Origin of the sequence: Prevotella sp. P5-50 (assembly GCF_002251295.1) — a bacterium.
Classification (GTDB): Bacteria; Bacteroidota; Bacteroidia; order Bacteroidales; family Bacteroidaceae; genus Prevotella.
This window is the reverse complement of record NZ_NPJA01000019.1, coordinates 189304-211157: the sequence shown is the minus strand read 5'-3', so window position 1 is coordinate 211157 and position 21854 is coordinate 189304. Positions and strand designations below refer to the sequence as shown.

General features: G+C 47.6%; 22 protein-coding genes. 17 read left to right on the top strand and 5 right to left on the bottom strand.

Features of this window, described 5'->3' with window-relative positions; all coding sequences use genetic code 11:
- Positions 1–23 precede the first annotated feature (23 nt).
- The 5 genes from CIK88_RS04615 to CIK88_RS04595 all read left to right on the top strand — a co-directional run bounded on the left by CIK88_RS04615 (position 24) and on the right by CIK88_RS04595 (position 5342).
- Complete coding sequence (locus CIK88_RS04615) at positions 24–2003, top strand: fumarate reductase/succinate dehydrogenase flavoprotein subunit (protein ID WP_094391559.1); 1980 nt, start codon at positions 24–26, stop codon at positions 2001–2003.
- A 5-nt stretch (positions 2004–2008) separates the two neighbouring features.
- Positions 2009–2761: a succinate dehydrogenase/fumarate reductase iron-sulfur subunit gene (locus tag CIK88_RS04610; protein ID WP_094391558.1), complete on the top strand. Its 753-nt coding sequence runs from the start codon at positions 2009–2011 to the stop codon at positions 2759–2761.
- Between the two features lie 865 nt (positions 2762–3626).
- Positions 3627–4022: a cupin domain-containing protein gene (locus tag CIK88_RS04605; protein ID WP_094391557.1), complete on the top strand. Its 396-nt coding sequence runs from the start codon at positions 3627–3629 to the stop codon at positions 4020–4022.
- Between the two features lie 92 nt (positions 4023–4114).
- Complete coding sequence (locus CIK88_RS04600) at positions 4115–4468, top strand: helix-turn-helix domain-containing protein (RefSeq protein ID WP_254046681.1); 354 nt, start codon at positions 4115–4117, stop codon at positions 4466–4468.
- 397 nt (positions 4469–4865) lie between these two features.
- On the top strand, positions 4866–5342 hold the full coding sequence (locus CIK88_RS04595; protein ID WP_094391555.1) for an HU family DNA-binding protein: 477 nt from the start codon (positions 4866–4868) through the stop codon (positions 5340–5342).
- Between the two features lie 147 nt (positions 5343–5489).
- Here the strand turns inward: CIK88_RS04595 and xpt are convergent, their stop codons facing one another.
- Complete coding sequence (xpt, locus tag CIK88_RS04590) at positions 5490–6071, bottom strand: xanthine phosphoribosyltransferase (protein WP_094434844.1); 582 nt, start codon at positions 6069–6071, stop codon at positions 5490–5492.
- Between the two features lie 112 nt (positions 6072–6183).
- On the opposite strand from xpt, the gene CIK88_RS04585 reads away from it, so the two are divergent.
- Positions 6184–6771 (top strand): GNAT family N-acetyltransferase, encoded by a 588-nt coding sequence (locus CIK88_RS04585; protein WP_094434842.1) that lies wholly within the window; start codon positions 6184–6186, stop codon positions 6769–6771.
- Positions 6772–6993: 222 nt separating this feature from the next.
- On the opposite strand, the gene CIK88_RS04580 is transcribed toward CIK88_RS04585, so the two are convergent.
- Positions 6994–8115, bottom strand: coding sequence for a porin (locus CIK88_RS04580; RefSeq protein WP_094434840.1), 1122 nt, complete (start codon positions 8113–8115; stop codon positions 6994–6996).
- A 182-nt stretch (positions 8116–8297) separates the two neighbouring features.
- On the opposite strand from CIK88_RS04580, the gene CIK88_RS04575 reads away from it, so the two are divergent.
- The 10 genes from CIK88_RS04575 to CIK88_RS12365 all read left to right on the top strand — a co-directional run bounded on the left by CIK88_RS04575 (position 8298) and on the right by CIK88_RS12365 (position 18386).
- Positions 8298–10568, top strand: a complete 2271-nt coding sequence (locus tag CIK88_RS04575; protein ID WP_094434838.1) for an inorganic phosphate transporter — start codon at positions 8298–8300, stop codon at positions 10566–10568.
- A 46-nt stretch (positions 10569–10614) separates the two neighbouring features.
- Positions 10615–11310: a response regulator transcription factor gene (locus CIK88_RS04570; RefSeq protein ID WP_094391550.1), complete on the top strand. Its 696-nt coding sequence runs from the start codon at positions 10615–10617 to the stop codon at positions 11308–11310.
- An 18-nt stretch (positions 11311–11328) separates the two neighbouring features.
- Positions 11329–12852 (top strand): cell wall metabolism sensor histidine kinase WalK, encoded by a 1524-nt coding sequence (locus tag CIK88_RS04565; protein ID WP_254046849.1) that lies wholly within the window; start codon positions 11329–11331, stop codon positions 12850–12852.
- Positions 12853–13189: 337 nt separating this feature from the next.
- Positions 13190–13975, top strand: a complete 786-nt coding sequence (locus CIK88_RS04560) for an inositol monophosphatase family protein (RefSeq protein ID WP_094434834.1) — start codon at positions 13190–13192, stop codon at positions 13973–13975.
- A gap of 147 nt (positions 13976–14122) precedes the next feature.
- The gene (dapB, locus tag CIK88_RS04555; protein WP_094391547.1) at positions 14123–14839 is read left to right on the top strand and encodes a 4-hydroxy-tetrahydrodipicolinate reductase; all 717 of its coding nucleotides are present in this window, start codon (positions 14123–14125) and stop codon (positions 14837–14839) included.
- Between the two features lie 3 nt (positions 14840–14842).
- Entirely contained in the window at positions 14843–16279 is a 1437-nt protein-coding gene (gene lepB / locus CIK88_RS04550; protein ID WP_094434832.1) for a signal peptidase I, read from the top strand.
- 6 nt (positions 16280–16285) lie between these two features.
- On the top strand, positions 16286–16822 hold the full coding sequence (lepB, locus tag CIK88_RS04545; RefSeq protein ID WP_094391545.1) for a signal peptidase I: 537 nt from the start codon (positions 16286–16288) through the stop codon (positions 16820–16822).
- Entirely contained in the window at positions 16816–17466 is a 651-nt protein-coding gene (locus CIK88_RS04540; protein ID WP_094434830.1) for a WbqC family protein, read from the top strand. The genes lepB (CIK88_RS04545) and CIK88_RS04540 overlap by 7 nt, the downstream gene beginning before the upstream one ends.
- Before the next feature lie 31 nt (positions 17467–17497).
- Positions 17498–18046, top strand: coding sequence for a DUF3332 domain-containing protein (locus CIK88_RS04535; RefSeq protein WP_094391543.1), 549 nt, complete (start codon positions 17498–17500; stop codon positions 18044–18046).
- Between the two features lie 196 nt (positions 18047–18242).
- Complete coding sequence (locus CIK88_RS12365; protein WP_158214641.1) at positions 18243–18386, top strand: hypothetical protein; 144 nt, start codon at positions 18243–18245, stop codon at positions 18384–18386.
- Positions 18387–18550: 164 nt separating this feature from the next.
- Here the strand turns inward: CIK88_RS12365 and CIK88_RS12360 are convergent, their stop codons facing one another.
- From CIK88_RS12360 to CIK88_RS04520, 3 genes are all read right to left on the bottom strand, one after another.
- Positions 18551–18646 carry a smalltalk protein gene (locus tag CIK88_RS12360; protein ID WP_158214640.1) on the bottom strand — a complete coding sequence of 32 codons (96 nt, stop codon included), beginning with the start codon at positions 18644–18646 and terminating at the stop codon, positions 18551–18553.
- A 257-nt stretch (positions 18647–18903) separates the two neighbouring features.
- On the bottom strand, positions 18904–19344 hold the full coding sequence (locus CIK88_RS04525; protein WP_094434826.1) for a D-Ala-D-Ala carboxypeptidase family metallohydrolase: 441 nt from the start codon (positions 19342–19344) through the stop codon (positions 18904–18906).
- Between the two features lie 88 nt (positions 19345–19432).
- On the bottom strand, positions 19433–19852 hold the full coding sequence (locus CIK88_RS04520; protein ID WP_094391541.1) for a hypothetical protein: 420 nt from the start codon (positions 19850–19852) through the stop codon (positions 19433–19435).
- Between the two features lie 332 nt (positions 19853–20184).
- On the opposite strand from CIK88_RS04520, the gene CIK88_RS04515 reads away from it, so the two are divergent.
- Positions 20185–21600 (top strand): MFS transporter, encoded by a 1416-nt coding sequence (locus tag CIK88_RS04515; RefSeq protein ID WP_094391540.1) that lies wholly within the window; start codon positions 20185–20187, stop codon positions 21598–21600.
- Positions 21601–21854: the final 254 nt, after the last annotated feature.

Here is a 21854-nt window from a genome sequence, read left to right as displayed (position 1 = left end):
AAATCTTTAATTACTTTTGAATTATGGCAAAACAAATAGATTCGAAAATCCCTGCCGGACCAGTAGCCGACAAATGGAAAGAGTATAAGGCTCATCAGCGTCTGGTCAACCCAAAGAATAAACTGAAACTCGACGTCATCGTGGTTGGTACCGGTCTTGCCGGTGCTTCTGCCGCAGCCTCTTTGGGTGAGATGGGTTTCAATGTTATCAACCTCTGCATTCAGGATTCTCCCCGTCGTGCACACTCTATCGCAGCACAGGGCGGTATCAATGCAGCCAAATGTTATCAGAACGACGGCGACTCAGTATATCGTCTGTTCTATGACACCGTAAAGGGCGGTGACTACCGTGCCCGCGAAGCCAACGTATATCGTCTGGCAGAGGTGTCAAACAATATCATCGACCAGTGTGTAGCTCAGGGCGTACCTTTCGCACGTGAGTACGGCGGCATGCTCGCCAACCGTTCTTTCGGTGGTGCACAGGTATCACGTACATTCTATGCAAAGGGTCAGACCGGTCAGCAGCTTCTGCTCGGTGCCTACAGCTCACTCTCTTGCCAAGTACAAGCTGGTAAGGTGAAGCTCTACACCCGCTATGAAATGGAAGACGTAGTAATCGTTGACGGACGTGCACGCGGTATCATCGCCAAGAACCTTGTGACCGGCGAACTCGAGCGCTTCACCGCCAATGCCGTAGTAATCGCTACTGGTGGATACGGAAACACCTACTTCCTTTCTACCAATGCTATGGGATGTAACTGCACCGCAGCAGTACAGTGCTACCGCAAGGGCGCATACTTCGCAAACCCCTCTTACGTACAGATTCACCCCACCTGTATCCCCGTACACGGCGACAAGCAGTCTAAGTTGACCCTGATGTCAGAGTCACTCCGTAACGATGGACGTATCTGGGTTCCTAAGAAACTTGAAGACGCTAAAGCCCTTCAGGCTGGCACCAAGCAGGGATGGGAAATTCCAGAGGAAGATCGCGACTACTATCTTGAGCGTCGCTATCCAGCCTTCGGTAACCTCGTACCCCGTGACGTAGCCTCACGCGCAGCTAAGGAGCGTTGCGACAAGGGCTACGGTGTAAACAATACCGGACTTGCCGTATTCCTTGACTTCTCTGAGTCTATCAACCGTCTCGGCCTCGACGTTATCATGCAGCGTTATGGCAACCTCTTCGATATGTATGAGGAAATCACCGACGTATTCCCTGGCGATGTAGCCAACGAAATCAACGGTGTGAAGTACTACAAGCCCATGATGATTTATCCCGCCATCCACTATACCATGGGTGGTATCTGGGTTGACTACGAGCTGCAGACCACCATCCCCGGTCTGTTCGCCATTGGTGAGTGTAACTTCTCTGACCACGGTGCAAACCGCCTCGGTGCTTCGGCATTGATGCAGGGTCTGGCCGACGGATACTTCGTATTGCCTTACACCATCCAGAACTACCTGGCCGACCAGGCTGTATGGGCAAAGGTTCCTACAGATCTTCCCGAATTTGAGGAAGCTGAGAAGGCTGTCAACGCTGAAATCGACCGTCTGCTCAACATCAAGGGTAAGCGCTCAGTTGACTCAATCCATAAAGAACTCGGCCACATCATGTGGGAATATGTAGGTATGGGTCGCACCGCAGAGGGACTGAAGGAAGGTTTGAAGAAGATGCACGAGCTCGAAAAAGAGTTCGACACCAACCTCTTCGTGCCCGGTAAGAAGGAAGGACTCAATGTCGAACTCGACAAAGCCATCCACCTCCGCGACTTCTTCACCATGGGTGAACTCGTAGCTTTCGACGCTCTTTCACGCAACGAATCTTGCGGTGGACACTTCCGCGAGGAATATCAGACCGAGGAAGGCGAAGCTAAGCGCGACGACGAGAATTACTTCTATGTAGGTTGCTGGGAGTACAAGGGCAAAGGCAACGAGCCCGAACTCATCAAAGAGCCACTGGAGTATGAGGCAATCAAGGTACAAACACGTAACTATAAGAACTAAGCATCATGAATATATCATTTACCATCAAGTTCTGGCGTCAGAACGGACCCAAAGACCAGGGCCACTTCGATACTCACGAGATGAAGGACATCCCCGATGACACCTCATTCCTCGAGATGCTGGATATCCTCAATGAGGAACTCATCAACGAAGGCCAGGAGCCTTTCGTATTCGACCACGACTGCCGCGAGGGTATCTGCGGTATGTGCTCGCTCTATATCAACGGTACACCACACGGTAAGACCGAACGTGGCGCCACCACCTGCCAGCTTTACATGCGCCGCTTCAAAGACGGCGACGTTATCACCGTAGAGCCTTGGCGCTCGGCAGCCTTCCCCGTTATCAAAGACTGTATGGTTGACCGTGGAGCCTTCGATAAGATCATGCAGGCAGGTGGATACACCACCGTGCGCACCGGTCAGGCTCAGGATGCTAACGCTATCCTCATCCCGAAGGAAGACGCCGACGAGGCTATGGACTGCGCTTCATGCATCGGTTGTGGTGCTTGCGTAGCCGCTTGTAAGAACGGTTCTGCCATGCTCTTCGTATCATCTAAGGTTAGCCAGCTCGCACTCCTTCCACAAGGTCGCGTAGAGGCTGCACGCCGTGTGAAGAACATGGTTGCCAAGATGGACGAACTCGGATTTGGTAACTGCACCAATACCCGTGCCTGCGAAGCAGTTTGCCCGAAGAACGAGACCATCAGCAACATTGCACGTCTGAATCGTGAGATGATCAAGGCAAAACTTGCCGATTGATCTGATTCTTAGATAATTTATCACTTGAACCGTATCAGTCCCTATTGGACATGATACGGTTCATTTCATTTCCCGTCCCCATCTGTTGGTTAGCATAAGCAATAATCCTAAATTCCTCAAATATCATCCCCACCAAGCAGTAGGGTGGTGCAAAGGCGCATACAGAAATGTCGGTTTTCGGTTTTTTCCGACCACTCGACCACACCTATACCATAATTCTTTGGCAATTATAATTTTAATGTTGTGGTCGATGCCCATTTACTCGTGTTTTCGACCACACTTCGACCACACATCCACCACCCGATAATAAAATAACTTGTTTATAGCATTAGCGTCCTCTAAACGAACGTTATTTTTCGCTTTCCCAAATCACAGGCAAAAGTATTGCAAAACGTTAGACAAGGATATTGCAAAACGTTGGTCAAAGTCTTATCAAACGTTGACAGAGATCTTGCAACCATTGGATAAAGGTTTTACCAACCGTTGCGCAAAGATCTTATCAACCATTGTGCAATGGTATTGTCACACGTTGCATAAATGGCCTGTGTGGCGTTTTATAGGAAAATGAGGTATTCCCTAAGGATAGTCGTGCTATGCCCGCTTAGCGCGCCTGTAAATGCTTTCTATGGGTATTGTAGAGCCGTTGACCATCATCTTCGTAGTAATTACTCCATTGGCAATCGCTGTTAGCAAGTTTATATCGCCATTTTGCTATAAGTTAATGTATCATAAATATGTCTTGTGTAACCTGCAGACACTCAACAATAGTTACTTAAAGGTAAGTAACTATCTTCTGATTGCCCTCTTGTGGGAAAGGTAGAAACGTAGTAATTTTGCAGCGTCAAACCAAACAAATACAAAGTATATGAATCAGACAGAATTACAGAAAACAGGCAATGGCTACACCGTAGCTACAGTAGGAAACCTCGCCACCTTTGAAGGTAAGGCCTTTGTGAAAGACATCGTCGGTACTACCGGAATGGAAGTATCGTTTGGAACGCTTGCGCCCGGTCAGGCTATTCCGTTCAATCACTACCACAAACAAAACGAAGAACTCTATATCGTAGTTAGTGGAACAGGTGTATTTACGCTTGATGGCATAGAAGAACCCGTTGCATCTGGCAGTCTGGTGAGAATTGCACCGGCCGTAAGCCGTTGTACCAAGAATACTGGCAACACTCCCTTAGTATATATCTGCATACAAGCCAAAGAAGGTTCTCTTGAACAATATACAGCTACCGATGGTGTGGTAGAAGAATAAGCAAACACACGCAGGATAATTAAAAACCAAGGCGGGGAAGACAATAAACGTGCATCTTCTCCGTTCATGTTTTTATGGAAGATACTACCACAATGTTTCTAAACGAAATGTTTCCCAATTGCCCCGTGCGCAATATCTTGGCACGTGTAGGTGCAAAATGGTCGTTGATAGTGATGCACGAATTGTTGCAACACCACGAACCTATGCGCTTTTCAGCACTCCAAAAATCCATCCCCGACATATCACAAAAGATGCTTACCACCACGCTGCGTGACCTTGAAGCCGATGGATTCATTATCCGTAAGGTATATCCTGAAGTGCCACCACGCACAGAATATAGCATGACACCACGTGCTTGTTCGTTTATGGAAGCCTGTCGTCCTATGATACAATGGGCCATCGACAATTTCTCCGCCATCATCAAAGACCGTGAAAGCCGCGGTTAGTTCGTCTTTCTTCAGTCGTCACCACTTTCTCTGTTACTACAGCTTTTGTCGTGATGTCACGTATGTCATAGGCATTGTCCCCCTTCGTCTTGTTGCCAACATATATTTTTTCTTTTTCTTCTGCTTATTATTTCCGTTTGTACCATTTTATAAGAGCTATATGAACATAAAAGAATAAAAATTAAAACCGATAGCCTTTTATATTTTATAAGGTGTAAATGGCACAAAAAATAGGGGTTTAAAGTTCCAAAATATATGGTATGGCAAAAAAGTGGGTCTGTAGTGTGGCTATACAATATTTGCTTTCGCTTGCAAAATGTTGTACCTTTGCAATCGCAAGTCAGACGTCAGACACGCAAGAGAAAAACACAAGTTTAACCTTTAAAAGAAAAACACTATGAGCATTAATTACGAAGTTTACAAGAACAACAATTCAAAGAACAGCGCCTATGGAAAGTATTTTGGTCGTGTAGTAATCAAGTCTATTGTCGATACCGATACTCTTGCCGACCTCATCCAGCAAAACGTATCAGTCAAGGAGTCGGATGTTTATGCCGTACTGAAGGAGTTGAAGAATGCCGTTCGTCAGTCTTTCGACAACGGAAATGCGGTTCGCATCGAAGGCTTGGGCATCTTCAAGCCCACCATTTCCACTTCCTGTGTGGAAAAGGCAGCCGACTTTTCTGCCACCAACATACGCAAGAAGAAGATCCGTTTCATCCCCGAAACCGTCACCGAGCCCATGTCTCTGACTCGTACTGTTGATGGCAAGGTTGTAACTGTCAATACCCGCGTGCGCATCAAGAAGTTGTTGCAAGGCGTTAAGTTTACTGAGTGTCGCAAGTATGCAGCACCTGAAACCAACAAAGAGTAGGCCTGTTGCACTATCATGAAAGTCAATCGCAAATGATAGAAATCCCCTTCTTATAAGTTCGCCCCATCCGTAATCATGCGGATGGGGCGATTTTTTTTATCTCGTAATCGGATGTTTGATCGAAAGATGGTATTGCTGATTGTTGTTTTAGTCGTTTTTGATGCGTATTTCGCAGTTGTCGAGCGATTCAATAATCGCCATCGACTCTATCTGACTGATACCCTCTTTCTGGAGCAGTTCCCTTCCGTGTTGGAACTCTTTTTCAATGATAAATCCCATGCCCTCTATAGTAGCGCCAGCCTGTCGGCATAGGTCAACCACACCCTTACCAGCATTTCCGTATGCCAAGAAGTCGTCAATGAAGAGCACATGATCTTCCGGACCTAGATATTCCTTGCTGATCACAACGGTATAGTCACGTTGTTTGGTAAACGATGTCACGGTGGTGGAATACATATCGTTCATGGTCGAAGGTTTTTTCTTCTTGACAAACACCACAGGCAGCTCCATCATATATCCCAACATGATAGCCGGCGCAATGCCAGAAGCCTCTATGGTGATAATCTTGTTGACGGGCTTGTGTGCGAAACGTTTGATAAACTCCACAGCAATCTGTTTCATCAGGTAAGGGTCCATCTGATGGTTGATGAACCTATCTACTTTGAGTATGCCTCCTTCGAAGCATCTTCCATCCTTGAGGATGCGGTCGCGTAATACTTTTAATGCCATTTCCTGTTACGTTGTAGTTATTTTGTGCAAAAGTAAGACAATTTTTGCAATTATCCAACGATAGCGGCGGAATGATGGTTGTTTTATAGAAAAAATATGCTATCTTTGTTGCATGAATAACAAAACAACGATAGAAATACGTCCTGCCCGTATTGAGCAGTCGGCAGCCATTGCACGATTGGTGATGATGGCAATGACGGAAGAGTGCTGTCTTCACTTCTGTGGTGAGGGTGCCACGATTGATGATTTTCTCACGATGATGACGTTGCTGGTGGAGCGCGAAGACAGCCAGTATAGTTATTGCAACACGCTGGTGGCTATGGATGGCGACAGTGTGGTAGGTGCGTTAGTGTGTTATGATGGCGGCGGGCTCCGTGAGTTGCGCCAGCAGTTTGTGCGTTATGCCCTTGAATATCTGCATCGGAATCATTCCAATCTCGATGATGAGACGCAGGCAGGCGAACTTTATATCGACAGTTTGGCAGTAGATCCCGTCTATCGTGGTCGTGGCATTGCCACCCATTTGCTCAATGCTTCCTTGGAAAGGGCACGTCAGATGGGCCTTCCTGGTGTTGGTCTGCTTGTAGATAAAGGCAATCCCAATGCCGAACGCCTATATTTATCTTGCGGATTCCGCTATGTTGATGACAACCAATGGGGTGGCCATGCCATGCGCCATTTGGTGCGTCCTGTAGAATGACCTCTCAAACGCCTTTTGGTTAAGCCCTAATCGGTCATTAGACCATCTATATGATTATTGCAGTCTTTTGTTTCTTATGAGGTGATTTTAGTCCGTTTTGTAATTGTCATAGCATGCTATGATTCATTCAAAGCCGAACAATATCCATCTTCCAAAAAATACAAGATCAAGCCAATCATACCAATAGATTTGGGGTAAATACGACTGGTTGGCCGTTGATGATTAGAATTTAATCATCAGTTCGGCCACCAGTTTATCTTGTTCACTCTCTTTGGCAATACCGCCGTTGGGATACCAATACCGCTCGTAGTTGAGGTGAATTTCTGTGGGCAGGTATGGGTTGCGGATGCCGAAGGTCAGTCCCAGTGTCATGCGATGGCGTGCATAGTCGCTGATTTTCAATCGTGTGGTTTCGTTGTTGTCCGCATCGAGTTCAAATCCTTTCTTACCGTCAGCATGGTTGCCCATATAGTCGTAACGAGCCAGGTATGATACGCTTTGCATGAACCAGTCCTTGTTTTTTATCGGCATTTTGTAGATGACCATGGCGTTCACGGCGTCACAGTCGTCGAAAGCATCGTGTGCATATTGTTTGTGTAGGTATTCAGCTTCGAGGTGCCATCCGTTAGTTTCGTAGAAAGCGCCGAAGTCAAGCGATGTATATTCAGCTTTTCGGTCGGCAATAGCAGTATGCTGAATGCTAGGCACGATAGCCAGTCCTTCTACTGGAAACCATTGCAGTCGTGCAGAGTAGTTCAAGTCTTTGTTCCATGCAGTCTTTTGGTTGTCGAGGTTGCTACCGTTGAACATTCCCGCATCTGCAATTGCCAGAGTTCGTCCCTCTTTGTTTTTGAAGGTATATCCCAGTTGCAGTCCCACGTCGCGCATATCTCCCACCTGTTTGGCGATGAAGCTACGGTTGGCGAAATACTGGTTGGCAGGATTGCGGTGTGCGTCGATGGTGAAAGGCAAACGCTGTTGTCCGATGCTGACTCGCAGTTGTTTCCATGGCAACAGTCTTACCCATGCGTCCTTCATCTTGATGGATGATTCGTCGCATAGATCGACCTCCAGTTTGTATTCCGACCGTTTCGACAGTTTACCGCTGATACTCATTCGTGCGTTTCTCACCTCAAATCGTCCAGCATTCATCTCCGGTTGATACTCGTATTTACCGCGCAACACACCGTGTAGGTTTACCAAGCTGTCTCGTTGTTGCGCGTGACAGATAGCTGTACCTATAATATATAAGAGTACAACGAGGATTGCCAATCTGATCCATCCCACTATGGTGCGGATGTGATCTGCTTTCTTTTCATCCATAATGTAATAATTGTCTTTCATTTTTTGTTTGTTTTGTTATTCTGCTGCAAAGGTAAAACGACGGTGTTACGGAAAAGTGTCGAACATGTTAAGAACGTGTTACAGTCGAGCGCTGTAACAGAAATGTAACAAGGTTGTCACACGGCTGTAATCTATGTGACGTAATTTTGCGGCAGAAATCAACAAAATATATCAAATAAAAGATGGAAACAATCTACATCGTAATTGTCGCATTCCTGCTGATACTGGCAGTATTCGACCTTTTCGTCGGAGTCAGCAACGACGCCGTAAACTTTCTGCAGTCTGCCATTGGCGCCAAGGCAGCTCGCTTTCGTACCGTATTGATAGTAGCATCCGTTGGTGTTGCTGTAGGCGCTATGATGTCGGCAGGCATGATGGATGTTGCCCGTCATGGCATCATGCACCCTGTCAACTATTCGTTTCATGAGGTGATGGTGGTGTTTCTTGCCGTGATGGTGACCGATGTCATCATTCTCGACGTGTTCAACACCTTAGGCCTTCCCACCTCAACCACCGTATCTTTGGTATTTGATCTGTTAGGTGGTACCTTCATTCTGGCACTTGTGAAGATGGCAGGCGATCCCACTTTGGCACTTTCCGACCTTCTCAATAGCGACAAAGCCCTATCGGTCATTGTTGCCATCTTTGTCAGTGTAGCCATAGCCTTTGTTTGTGGTGTATTGGTACAATGGCTATCGCGTATCATCTTCACGTTCCGCACCAAGAATCACAAGGTAGCCGAGTCGGTATTTGGAGGTATCTCGTTTGCCATTCTTGCCTACTTTGTGTTTATCAAGGGCTTGTCAAAGTCGCCTGTGTTTGCAACTGAAGCCAAAGTGTGGATAGATGCCAATACCACGATGTTGCTGGGCGCTGTCTTTGCTGCCGCCACTTTATTATCCTATCTGTTGTTGCTGATGCGTGTCAGCGTGTTCCGCTTGGTTGTGTTGATGGGCACTTTCGCCCTCGCCATGGCATTTGCCGGCAACGACCTCGTCAACTTTATTGGTGTTCCTCTTGCCGGTTTGTCATCCTATCAAGATTGGGTAAGCCACGGTGCTGGCAATGTTGATACGTTTATGATGGGTTCCTTGATGGAATCCGCCAAGTCTCCGTTCCTTTATCTGATGATAGCCGGTGGTGTTATGATTTTTGCCATGGCCACTTCTAAGAAGGCACAGAATGTAGTAAAGACCTCTGTCGATTTGAGTCGTCAGGACGAGAGCGACGAAATGTTTGGTACTTCTCGCGCCGCTCGCAGTATCGTTCGCGTCACACAGGAGTGCGGTCAGTTTCTTGTGCGCTATTTGCCCAAGGGCATGATGCAGCGCATTGACAGCCGTTTCAACAAGGAAGAAGTCGTTTTGAAAGACGGTGCCGCCTTCGATATGGTTCGTGCTGCCGTCAACTTGGTATTGGCTTCAGTACTGATTGTTATCGGAACCAACTTCAAGTTGCCCCTCTCTACTACCTATGTCACTTTCATGGTAGCCATGGGTACCAGTCTTGCCGACCGCGCTTGGAGTCGCGAGAGTGCTGTGTTCCGTGTGACCGGTGTGCTGAGTGTGATTGGTGGATGGTTTGTCACCGCCGGTGTAGCCTTCGCCACCTGTGCTTTAGTCTGCCTGACCATCTATTTTGGAGGTTTCATCGCCATGTTTGCCTTCATGGCACTCGCCGTTTTCCTGCTTATTCGCAGCAATATCCAGTATGCCCGCAAGGCCAAGAAGGCGAGTCCCGAAGATGCTTCGTTCAAGTTGATGATGCGCAGTCGCGATCCAGAGATCGTTTGGGATGTGCTTTGCAAACATGTGAGTCGCACACAGAGCGGCACCTGCGAGTTTGCCCTCGACCAGTATAACGATATTGTGGAGAGTTTCTCCGACCAGAATCTTCGTGGTCTTCGTCGCGTACATCGCGCGCTAAACGATAAATTGGATGAGTTGACCAAGATACGCCGCCGTGAATTTTTAGCCTTGCGCCGTTCTCCATCCCAGATTTCTCTTGAGCGCAATACCTGGTTTCACCTTGGATTCAACAGCAACCAGCAGTATATCTACTGTCTGAAACGTATGCTCGATCCCGCCAAGGAACATGTTGACAACAATTTCACTCCGCTGCCACAGAGCTACCGCGACGAGTTTGAACCCATGCGCCAGCGCATCAACGACTTGATGAAGACCACCGCCCAGATGCTCGACACCCGCCGTTTCGACCGTTACCGCGAGACGATGCTCGAAGCCGACAGTTGCAAAAACACGCTGTCAGTCTATCGTAAGCGCCATATCGACCGCATGCAGCGCTCTACCAACAGTGCCGAATACAAAGTATCGCTCATCTATTTGAACATCCTCCAGGAGAGTCAGGAGCTTCTGAGCATCATGCGTCACCAGTTGCGTGCAGGCAAAAAACTGCTAAAACCCGATGAAGAAGAGGTTTTGGTTGATTTTTAATCATGAAACGTAGCAACATACGCAAAAAATCACTATATTTGCAACGATGAAAGAAGATAATAAGACCTATAAGATACTCGTAATAGATGACGAACAAAACCTATGCGAGATACTTGCTTATAACCTCCGTAACGACGGTTATGAGGTGACCGAGGCCAATTCAGCCGAAGAGGCATTGGAGTTGCCGTTGGCAGCTTTCGACCTCATGTTGCTCGATGTGATGATGGGAGGCATGTCGGGATTTGACTTGGCACGCCGCCTCAAAACCGAGGAAAAGACAGCTCATATCCCCATCATCTTCCTTACGGCCAAGGATACCGAGCAGGACATGCTCCACGGCTTTGGCCTTGGTGCCGACGATTACATAGCCAAACCCTTCCGCATTATGGAGGTGTTGGCACGTGTAAAGGCAGTGCTCAACCGTAGCACACACAGCACGCAGGTATCGCCTGAAACGCTGCGTTACGATCACCTGGTGCTCAATCTCAACACCAAGACCGTTTCGGTAGATGGCGAGGAAGTGGCATTTACCAAGACCGAATTTGAGTTGTTGCGCCTGTTGTTGGAGCATAAGGGTCGTGTGTTCTCTCGTCAGGAACTCATCGACCATGTTTGGCCCAGCGATGTGATGGTGCTCGACCGCACCGTCGATGTCAACATCACCCGAATGCGCAAGAAGATAGGTCGCTATGCCCCGTGCATCAGCACGCGTTTGGGCTACGGCTATTACTTCAATCCCTAATCTGAAAGTATCCGTTCGGTGTCAGACAATGACTGTTTGACACCGTTCGGTCATCAGATACCAACGCACAGAACATATCAATTCCATCATCACCTCTTCTTCGGTATTAGTGCCGAAAAACAACGAAAACCCTTTATCATCATGTCGATAGGCAATAAGTTTTCCTTGCAGATCATATCTGTATTCTGCATTTTTGCTGTGGTGTTCATCCTTTTCCAGCATCACCGTGAGAAAGAATTTAAGATAGAGCGCCTCAACACACAGTTGCAAGACTACAACGAGCAACTCTGTCAGTCGCTAACAGCTGCAGGCGATCACTCCGAACCCGCTATTGCCAGTTTTGAGCGCCGCCACCACATGCCTGGTTTGCGACTCACGCTGATTAGCGAGCAAGGTTATGTGCTCTATGACAACACGCGCAAAGACTATAGCGACATGGGCAACCACCTGCAGCGCAAAGAGGTGCAAGAGGCATTGACACAGGGCAACGGTTCCGACATAGACCGCCGCAGTGCCAGTACGGGCAAGGAATACTTCTATTCAGCATCTTATTTTCCCAAGCAACACTATATTGTGCGTTCGGCATTGCCCTACGACCACACCCTGACCGAAGCACTCCAGGCCGAGCAACGCTACATCTGGGTGGCCCTTGTCATTGTGGCATTGCTGTCGTTTCTGCTGTTCCGTTTCGGCAAGCGTCTCGATCGCAACATCAACCAACTGCGCATCTTTGCCCAGCGAGCAGCCGCCAATGAGAGTCTTGACGTAGAGGACTTGGCAGAGTTTCCCGGCGACGAACTGGGTGAGATAGCCGAGCGCATCATCAAAATCTACCGTCGTTTGCAATACACCAAAGAGGAGCAAAACCGGCTGAAACACGAACTCATACAGAATGCAGCCCACGAATTGAAAACCCCAGTGGCAAGTATTCAAGGCTATATCGAGACCATTCTGACCGATACCAAGATGACCGAGGAGAATCGCCAACTGTTCTTGGAGCGCAGTTTTGCACAGACGCAGCGTCTGACAGCCATTCTTCAAGACATCTCAACGCTTCACCGACTCGATTCCGGAACCATCGCCTACGAGTTCGAACCCGTTGACATCTACGAAACCGTCAGTCACATTCAGCAGGAAACAGCCCTCCAGTTGTCCGGGCGCCGCATGACATTTGTCAATCAACTGCCATCGCCACTCATCGTGCGAGGCAATGCTTCGCTGCTCTACAGCATCTTCCGCAATCTCACCGACAATGCCATTGCCTATGCCGGCGATGGCACCACCATCACGCTGACCGCCCGTCAGACCGGCGACTATTGGCATTTCTGTTTCTCCGACAATGGCGTAGGTATTCCGCAGGAGCATCTCATGCGCATTTTCGAGCGTTTCTATCGTGTGGATAAAGGTCGTAGCCGCAAGATGGGAGGTACCGGGCTGGGTCTTGCCATTGTAAAGAATGCTGTTATCATGCATGGCGGCACCATTACAGCCTGTCGCAACGAGGATTCAGGAGTACGCTTTGTGTTTGATATACATTGTTGATAGATAGTCTGTTGAGGCTTGTTGGCAGTTGCTTGAAAGGTATTTCTCTCTGCAAATTCAATTGATTTGCTGAGTAAATTCAATTGATTTGCTGAGTAAACTCAATTGATTTGCTGAGTAAATCAATTTAATTTGCAAACCAACACAATAGGCACACACCATCATGACAAGATATTTGACTGTGCCAAGTCATACGGTTTTTAGTTGTATGGCTATGGCTTTTTTGTTGCAACAATGTTGCTTGTGATGGGTGAAACACAAGAAAAACAGTTTTTTCCTTTGTGTTTTGCTTACTTAATCGTACCTTTGCGACAAGGAAATAACAACCATTATGAGTATGATAAATTTAGAGTTGCTTACCATAGATGTTTGTGCCGTGGCAAGAAGAGTGGCAGAATACATTCGCAACGAACGTCGCAACTTCAATCAAAACTGCGTGGAACACAAACAAGCACACGATTATGTGTCGTATGTGGATAAGCAGTCGGAAGAAAAAATCGTTGCCCAACTGCGACAACTATTGCCCGACGCAGGTTTCATCACTGAAGAGAAATCGGCAACCTATCAAGGAGAAGACTACTGTTGGGTGGTTGACCCACTGGACGGAACAACCAATTTCATACACGCCTATCCTCCTTATGCCGTGAGTATCGCACTGATAAGCGGAAAAGAGATACTCCTTGGCGTGGTGTGCGATGTGTCCACAGCCTCTTGCTACTATGCCTGGAAGGGCGGGGGAGCATGGATGAACGGCAACCGCATACATGTCAGTGACCGTCAGCTCGATGATGCGCTGCTCTGTCTGCAATTGCCCTACAACAACGAAGCCTACAATCCCGTTGCGAAACATCTCATCGACACCTTCTATGGCCGGGTGGCAAGCATCCGCATGATAGGATCTGCCGCCATAGCACTATGTCTGGTGGCACAGGGATGCCTCGATGGCTATATGGAGAAGTATATCGGTCAGTGGGACTATATGGCAGGTGCCATCATCGTCAATGAGGCAGGTGGACGAGTCAGCAACTATGCCGGTAGCACCGATTTCACTGAGGGCAACGATGTTGTAGCCACTAACAGACTTGTCCACGACGATATGTTGAAAGCTGTTGCAGGAGTCTGAAAAGATGTCAAATGGTAGCTAAATGCCCCTTGAAATGTTATTTTCTGTTGCAAACCAACGTATTGTGGCATAAATTGTTTACCTTTGCATAGCATACTAATAAAGAATACAGCAAACAATAGTACAATATAAAACAAGAAACGAAAGATGAAAATAGCATTGATAGGCTACGGCAAGATGGGCAAGATGATAGAACAGATAGCCCGCGAGCGTGGCCACGAGATTGTGAGCATTATCGATATTGACAATCAGCAAGATTTTGATTCACCCCAATTCCAGTCGGCAGATGTCGCCATTGAGTTCACCGCACCACAGGCAGCCTATGGCAACTATCTCAAAGCATTTAGTCACGGTGTTAAAGTGGTAAGCGGTTCGACCGGATGGATGAAAGACCATGGCGATGATGTGCGTCGCATGTGCTGCGAAGAAGGTCAGACACTCTTCTGGGCATCCAATTTCTCCATCGGTGTAGCCATCTTCTCGGCTGTCAACCGCTATCTCGCAAAGATCATGAACCAGTTCCCACAGTATGATGTGGAGATGGAAGAAACCCACCACGTGCATAAGCTCGACCATCCCAGCGGTACAGCCATCACACTTGCCGACGAGATCGTGGAGCGTATCGACCGCAAGGAAGCATGGGCAGAAGAGACCACCGACCCCAAAATGCTGCGTGTGGATCATATCCGTCGCGGCGAGGTGGCAGGCATACACACCGTGCGCTACGACTCGGATGCCGACATTATCACCATCACCCACGATGCCCATAGCCGCAAAGGCTTCGCACTTGGTGCCGTGCTTGCTGCCGAATACACCAAAGACCATCAGGGACTGCTCACCATATCAGACATGTTTAAATTCTAAATCATGGAGAAGAAAGAAAAGGAAAAACTCAATATGAAGGTGCAATGGACTAAGTTTGCCATTGTCATCATCCTCTATCTCTTGTTTCTCGTATGGTTGAAATCATGGCTCGGACTCATCGTCGTACCATTCATCTACGATATCTATATCACCAAGAAGATACGTTGGCAGTGGTGGAAAGACGCTGAAGGCCCCGTCAAGTTCATCATGTCGTGGATCGATGCACTGGTGTTTGCACTCGTGGCAGTATATTTCATCAACCTGTTCTTCTTTCAGAACTATGTCATTCCATCAAGTTCACTTGAGAAATCACTGCTGACGGGCGACTACCTCTTCGTTTCGAAGATGAGCTACGGACCACGCATTCCAGAAACACCACTCACACTTCCACTCACACAGCATACACTGCCCATCTTCGAGTGTAAGAGCTATATCGAATGGCCACACTGGGACTACCGTCGAGCCAAAGGTTTTGGAAAAGTGAAACTCAACGATATCGTGGTGTTCAACTATCCTGCCGGCGACACCCTGTGTGCCGCACCACAGTATCAAGCCCAAGATTTCTATCAACTCTGTTATCAGTTGGGATACCAGATATATCCGCAGCGTCCAAATCCCGACTCCCTCTCTGCCATGCAGCGCCGCATGTATTTCGACTTCATCTATCAGGCAGGCAGACAGGAAGTGGAGCGCAATCAGGCTGAATACGGAGAAATCATTACCCGACCAGCCGACCGCCGCGAAAACTATGTGAAGCGCTGCGTAGGACTGCCCGGACAGACCCTGCAAATCAAAAACCGCATTGTCTATCTCGACGGCAAAGCCAACAAAGAGCCCGACAATGTGCAGTATGCCTACAATCTGAAGCTCAAGCAAAACCTGCCCGAAGAACTCATGGAAGACTTAGGTATTACCATGGAAGACCTCATGTCGCTCAATACGGCAGGATATATGCCTTTGACAAAACGCGCCGTCAGCACACTTGCCAAGAGAAAAGATCTGGTGGAGAGCATCAAAATATCTGATGACAACAGCACACTCGACATCTACCCACTCAACGGCAATACCCACTGGACTCGCGACAACTATGGTCCGGTATGGATACCCGCTAAGGGACAATCCATCCAACTGACACTCGACAACCTGCCCATCTACGAGCGTTGCATACGTACCTACGAAGGAAATACCCTCGAAGTGGCTGACGGGAAAATCATCATCAACGGTAAGGTGGCAACAAGCTATACCTTCAAGCTCGACTACTACTGGATGATGGGCGACAACCGCCATAACTCGCTCGACTCAAGATACTGGGGATTTGTGCCCGAAGACCATATCGTGGGCAAGCCCATCTTCATCTGGTGGAGCAGCGATCCCGATAGAAACGGTTTCGGCGGCATACGCTGGAGCAGATTGTTCCGCTTTGTTGATAACATTAAATAGTATATAATGGCTAATTGGCTGAAGTTCGTGATAGCTCTTGCATCGGCATTCCTGCTGATGCTGGCATTTCGCGCTTTAGCCTTCACGCTATATACCGTGGACGGACGAGCACTCGCACCGGTATTCATCAACGGCGACAGACTCATCGTCAGCCGATGGAGTTATGGCTTGCGCATAGATGGCGGACGACTGTTGCCCTACAGCCGACTGCTGCGCGAAGGCGTCAGACGCGGCGATATCGTGGCATTCGACATGCCAGGCGACTCTGTCAAAGGCATCTGTGTGGCACGCTGTACCGCCATTCCTGGCGATACCATCCACACCACCAACGGACCGCTGATAGTCCCCGGACGCATCACATGCAGCGCCTTCGACTACTATTGGCTCGAAGCTATTGCCGATGACAACCCCGTAGATTCACGCCATTTGGGATTCATCAGCGAGCGCAACATCATCGGAAGGGTGGCTGGCATACTCTACAGTCACGACGATACCAAGAATATCTTCGAGGGTTATAGTCCAGAAAGGAGTGCAATATGGTAAAAACGGCAGTATTGCAAACAGCCTATTTCGGTCCTATACAGTGGTATCAGAAGCTCCACCGATACGACCGCACCATCATTGAGCAACACGACTCCTATCAGAAACAAACCTACCGCAACCGCTGTATCATCGCTACGGCCAACGGATTGCAGGCTCTCACAGTGCCCGTAGAACGGTTGGCGGACGGACACGAGGTGAAAGACCTGCGCATCAGCGACCACAACCAGTGGCGCCGCACACACTGGAATGCCCTTCAGAGCGCCTATAGCGAGAGTCCATTCTTTGAATATTATGCCGATGATATCCGCCCATTCTATGAGCGGCGAATCGACTATCTTATAGATTTCAACGAGGAAATCAGACAGACTGTATGCCAGCTGATTGACATCAGTCCCGCCGTGGAATACTCCACGGCATATCTGCCTGCCGATACTGCCCACGGCAAAACGGCACTAACGGCTGTCGGCGATGGATCCTACGACGATTTCAGACAGGTCATCCATGCCAAACATCCTTTGCCCGATGCCGATTTCCAACCTCGGCGCTACTGGCAAGTGTTTGAGCGGCGACACGGATTTCAGTCCAACCTCTCCATCCTCGACCTGCTTTTCTGCATGGGTCCAGAATCTGTATATTATCTATAATCATTATATTATTAACTTAAACACCACGACTATGAGAAAACTCAATGTGAAAGTAGCAGCATGGCTGCTCATCGGTTGCCTCGCAACCAGTTCGTGTATCGGTTCTTTCAGTCTCTTCAACAAGTTTGCTAAGTGGGAGACTCAGATGACAAACAATAAGTATGTCAACGCTATCGTTGGCTTCATCCTCACTCCTATCGTGGGCGGCTTGTGTCTGTTTGCTGACTCTTTGGTGCTCAACTCTATCGAGTTCTGGACAGGATCAAATCCCTTGGCTGATGTTGGAAAGACGAAGCAGGTGATGGGACAGGATGGTCGCTACTATGCTGTGACTACGCTGAAAAACGGATATGAGGTCAAAGCGCCTACCGGAGAAGTTACACGCTTCATCCACGACCAGAAAACTGACTCTTGGTCAATGGAGCAGGACGGCGTTGTGAAGGAAATCTTCCGCTTCAACGGTGATGGCACTATCATGGCAAATATCAACGGTGAAACCGAAAGCTTTACCCTCAATCAGGAAGGTGTAAACAAGGCTCGCCTCATTGCCAACAGCGACATCTTCTTCGCTATGAATTAATTTCATTGCTAAGCAACATAAAAATCTCCCGTCCGGATTGGGCGGGAGATTTTTTATGCCTATTCTCTTACTTATTACGGACTTAAAATTTGTCCTTGGTCACTATATCGTCTTTCCACAAGTGATCCTTGGGGAAGGGCTTGCTGTTCCCTGCCTTTTCCTGTGTCAGTGGGGCTTCAGCATCACTCCAAAACGGATGGGAAGCGGGAAGTCCAAGGGGCATGAGCGACAAAGAGGTCATATCGCTGTCATTGTGGGGCTCTGTGCTGCCGTTTCGCTCAATGCTGTGATCTATCGCGAACTGCAGAAAAACGACGAAAAACCTGTCGTTGTTGAATAACACAATCGATATTGCCAATCGACGCAATCGATATTGCCAATCGACACGAGCGATATTGCCAATCGACGCGAGCGATATTGCCAAAGCGTATTGGTGATATTGAAATCAAAACAATAAAAAAGGGAAGTCCGTTGTGGACTTCCCTCTTCCTTTGTAGATGTTCATCAGCTGTTATACATGGCTGAGGTGCCGAGTGCGCCAAGTAGTGCACTGAGTACTGCGATAATTGCTTTGATGATGGTTTGCCAATTCTTTTTCATTGTTTTCATGGTGTTTTTGAGTTAGACATGTTGTTGATAATCTCGTTGCATCCGGATTGCAGGTGCAAAGTTAATGTTTTTTAGAGGCGAAAGCAAATTGTCTTATCCCCCACAGGATACCTCGTTTTTTGCCAAGCCCCCCACACCTTATTTATATAAAAGGGTGGGAGACAAGTGTCCAGCAGTGCTGACATACGATTCTGGCATACTGCCTTTCGAGCATATTGATAGTTCGTAGGCCCTCTGCCAGTAGGCGCTTAGAGATAGACAGGGCGTGCATCGTGGCGGTTGGGATGGCGTTTGGTGTAGCTGACGTGTAGCCAAATACATCCGTTTGCCATTCGGTGTTCGAACAATAGCTGGTCGAAATCCAGGTTGTTGCGGATGTAATCATACATCTTTCGCCCCACTTCCCTGTTGCTGATGTGTAGGTCGGCTGCCTCACCCAACAGGTGTTGCGAGCAAATCACACCGCCAACCGCGTTGTTCAACCGTTTGCTGCGGAATCCGCTGGTCACTCTGATGACTCCAAAGCGCTTTCGCAGCGGTTCGAGCACCTGTTGACATAGGTTGCGCAGACATTCGGTTTGTGCCTCGTCGGGCGTGTTGTCAATGTTCAACTGCATGGCAGTGCCCGATGCAGTCATCTCTCTGAGCGAGAAATGTTCGCTCAACTGGCTTTGTTTGGTGTTTTTCATGATATTAAAAATTATTCGGTTGTTATGATAAGAGTGTGTTTTTGGGTTAATTGAAAATTGTTGGGCAGGCATTTCCCGCCCCGTGTAATCATCGTCCCACATACTGGTTGAGTAGTGAATCACCGTTGTTGTTGGTCATTGTAAACAGGTAACGGTCCAGAAACGAACACTGTCTGACACCTTTGCGCTGCGTGGCCTGGTTAGCACACCGTCGGGCATAGCGGGGCTGTTTGACATGCAGTTTGTTGCAAATCTCGGTTGCCATATCTCTAAACGTGCAGGGACATCCGGTCTTGTTGACGATGTTTCCTTCTTGGAACACCAGGAGTACCACCTCCATGAGATCGCTGATGGTACTGTTCCAATGCAGGTTAGGACTGTTCGGACTGTTTAGTAGTTGGCAAAAATCTTGTGCCAGTTTCGTACGTGCCATTCTTCTTTGTTGTTTGATCATCAACTGCTGCTCGCTCGAAGCAGGGTTTAGCGGGGTTCTGTAATTGTAGTTCATAGTATAAAAGATTATAGTGAATAATGTTTTTCGGTGGCAAAATTACTTGTAGTTTGTGCACAATAAGTTCACTTTCTATTTTTCTTAGTTAAAAAATGTTTTATATTAACATCTGTTAAGCAATAGCGCCTTTAGTATTTTCCTTATTGTTCTCATGGGTTTATAACACGCTATAAAGCCCATTTCAACAGCTTTTTTGCCTTTGTAAGGCATGGATGAAACAAAGTACAATATATTTGTAACATCTGTGAATGGTAATCAGCCACAAATTTTTTAATTTTGCAAGCAACTAAGCCAACTGTATTTGAAAACAATAAAACTATAAAGTAATAATGGCACAATTTGAATCTCAAAATGAAACGAAAGGCTTCTATAAGCTTTCGTGGTTGCAGCGAATCGGTTTCGGTTCCGGCGATTTAGCTCAGAATCTGATTTTCCAGACTACCTGCATGTATCTGCTATTCTTCTACACCGATATCTACGGACTCGATGCTGTCGATGTATCGGTCATGTTTACGGTGGGAAATGTGGCTAATGTGATATGGGACCCTATTGTTGGGGCACTCATCGACAAGCACAATCCTACATTGGGTAAATACAGGGCATACCTGGTTTATGTCGGCATACCACTATCGGGTTTTGCCATTCTGTGCTTCTGGAACGGCTTTGCACCGTCGTTGCTCTATGCCTACGTGACGTACATTGCCATGACATTGCTCTATACTTTCATCAATGTGCCCTATGGTGCGCTCAACTCTTCACTGACCCGCGACACCAACGAGATAACCATTCTCACCTCAGTGCGTATGTTTATGGCAAACTGTGGTGGTCTGGCAGTAGGCTCAGGTCTGCCACTGCTCATTGCTTACTTTACCGATGAGCAGGTGGAAGGACTGCCTAAAGATCCTGGCGCATGGTTTACCACGATGACAATCTATGCTTTGGTGGGTCTGTTGCTGCTGCTGTTCTGCTTCACACAGTGTAAGGAACGTGTGGTAATGAATGCAGAAGAGAGTGCCAATGTGAAGGTCAGCGACCTTTGGATGGAGTTTTTCCATAACCGTCCATTGCGTATCATAGCCTTCTTCTTCATCACAGCCTTTGCTATGATGAGTATTGGTAATGCTGCCGGTGCTTATTTCATGAACTGCAATATGCACGGCACTTCCGAGCAACTCTCCATATTCATGGGACTTGGTTCGGCGCCTTCATTCATCTTCATGCCACTGGTGCCAATGATTAAAAGAGCTATTGGCAAGAAGAATATGTTCTATGTATTCCTCAGCATTGCCATTATCGGTATGGCTTTCCTCTATATTGTGGCAAAGATGGATGCACCGAGCATGACACTTGTTTATGTGGCTCAGTTTGTGAAATCTACTGGTGTTATCGTTGCCACTGGTTATATGTGGGCACTGGTGCCAGAGGTAATCTCTTATGGTGAATACAAGAGCGGAAAGCGTATTGCCGGTATTGTCAACGCCCTGACTGGAATATTCTTCAAAGCTGGTATGACACTCGGCAGTGTGGTTGCACCTGCTATCTTGGCTTACGTAGCTTATAATCCAAAGAGCGTCGAACAGACACCATTTGCCGAGGAAGGAATCCTCTGGTTGGTATGTGTGATACCTGCTGTTCTGTTGGTTTTGGCTATGTTTATCATCTCTCGTTATGAGTTGACCGACGATGTAATCGATGAGATTAACATGGAAATTGAAAAGCGTGAGACTGCCGATGCTATAAATTGATAGGCTGTGTGGCGTGTGGTTTTATGCCCACGCTTAATGAAATAGACTACGGGTCGTGTGCATAGGCATGCGACCCGTAGTGTTTATAGGCGCTATTTATTTTTTGTAATCTACCGAACTGCCTTCTGTGGTAAAGCGACACCATATTATATATAAACAGCAATCGGTATTGTTGATAGTGATAATAGTCCTTGCTACATCCTATCACCATATTGTATAAACAACTATCAGCCCCATCTGAGGAATCACAGATG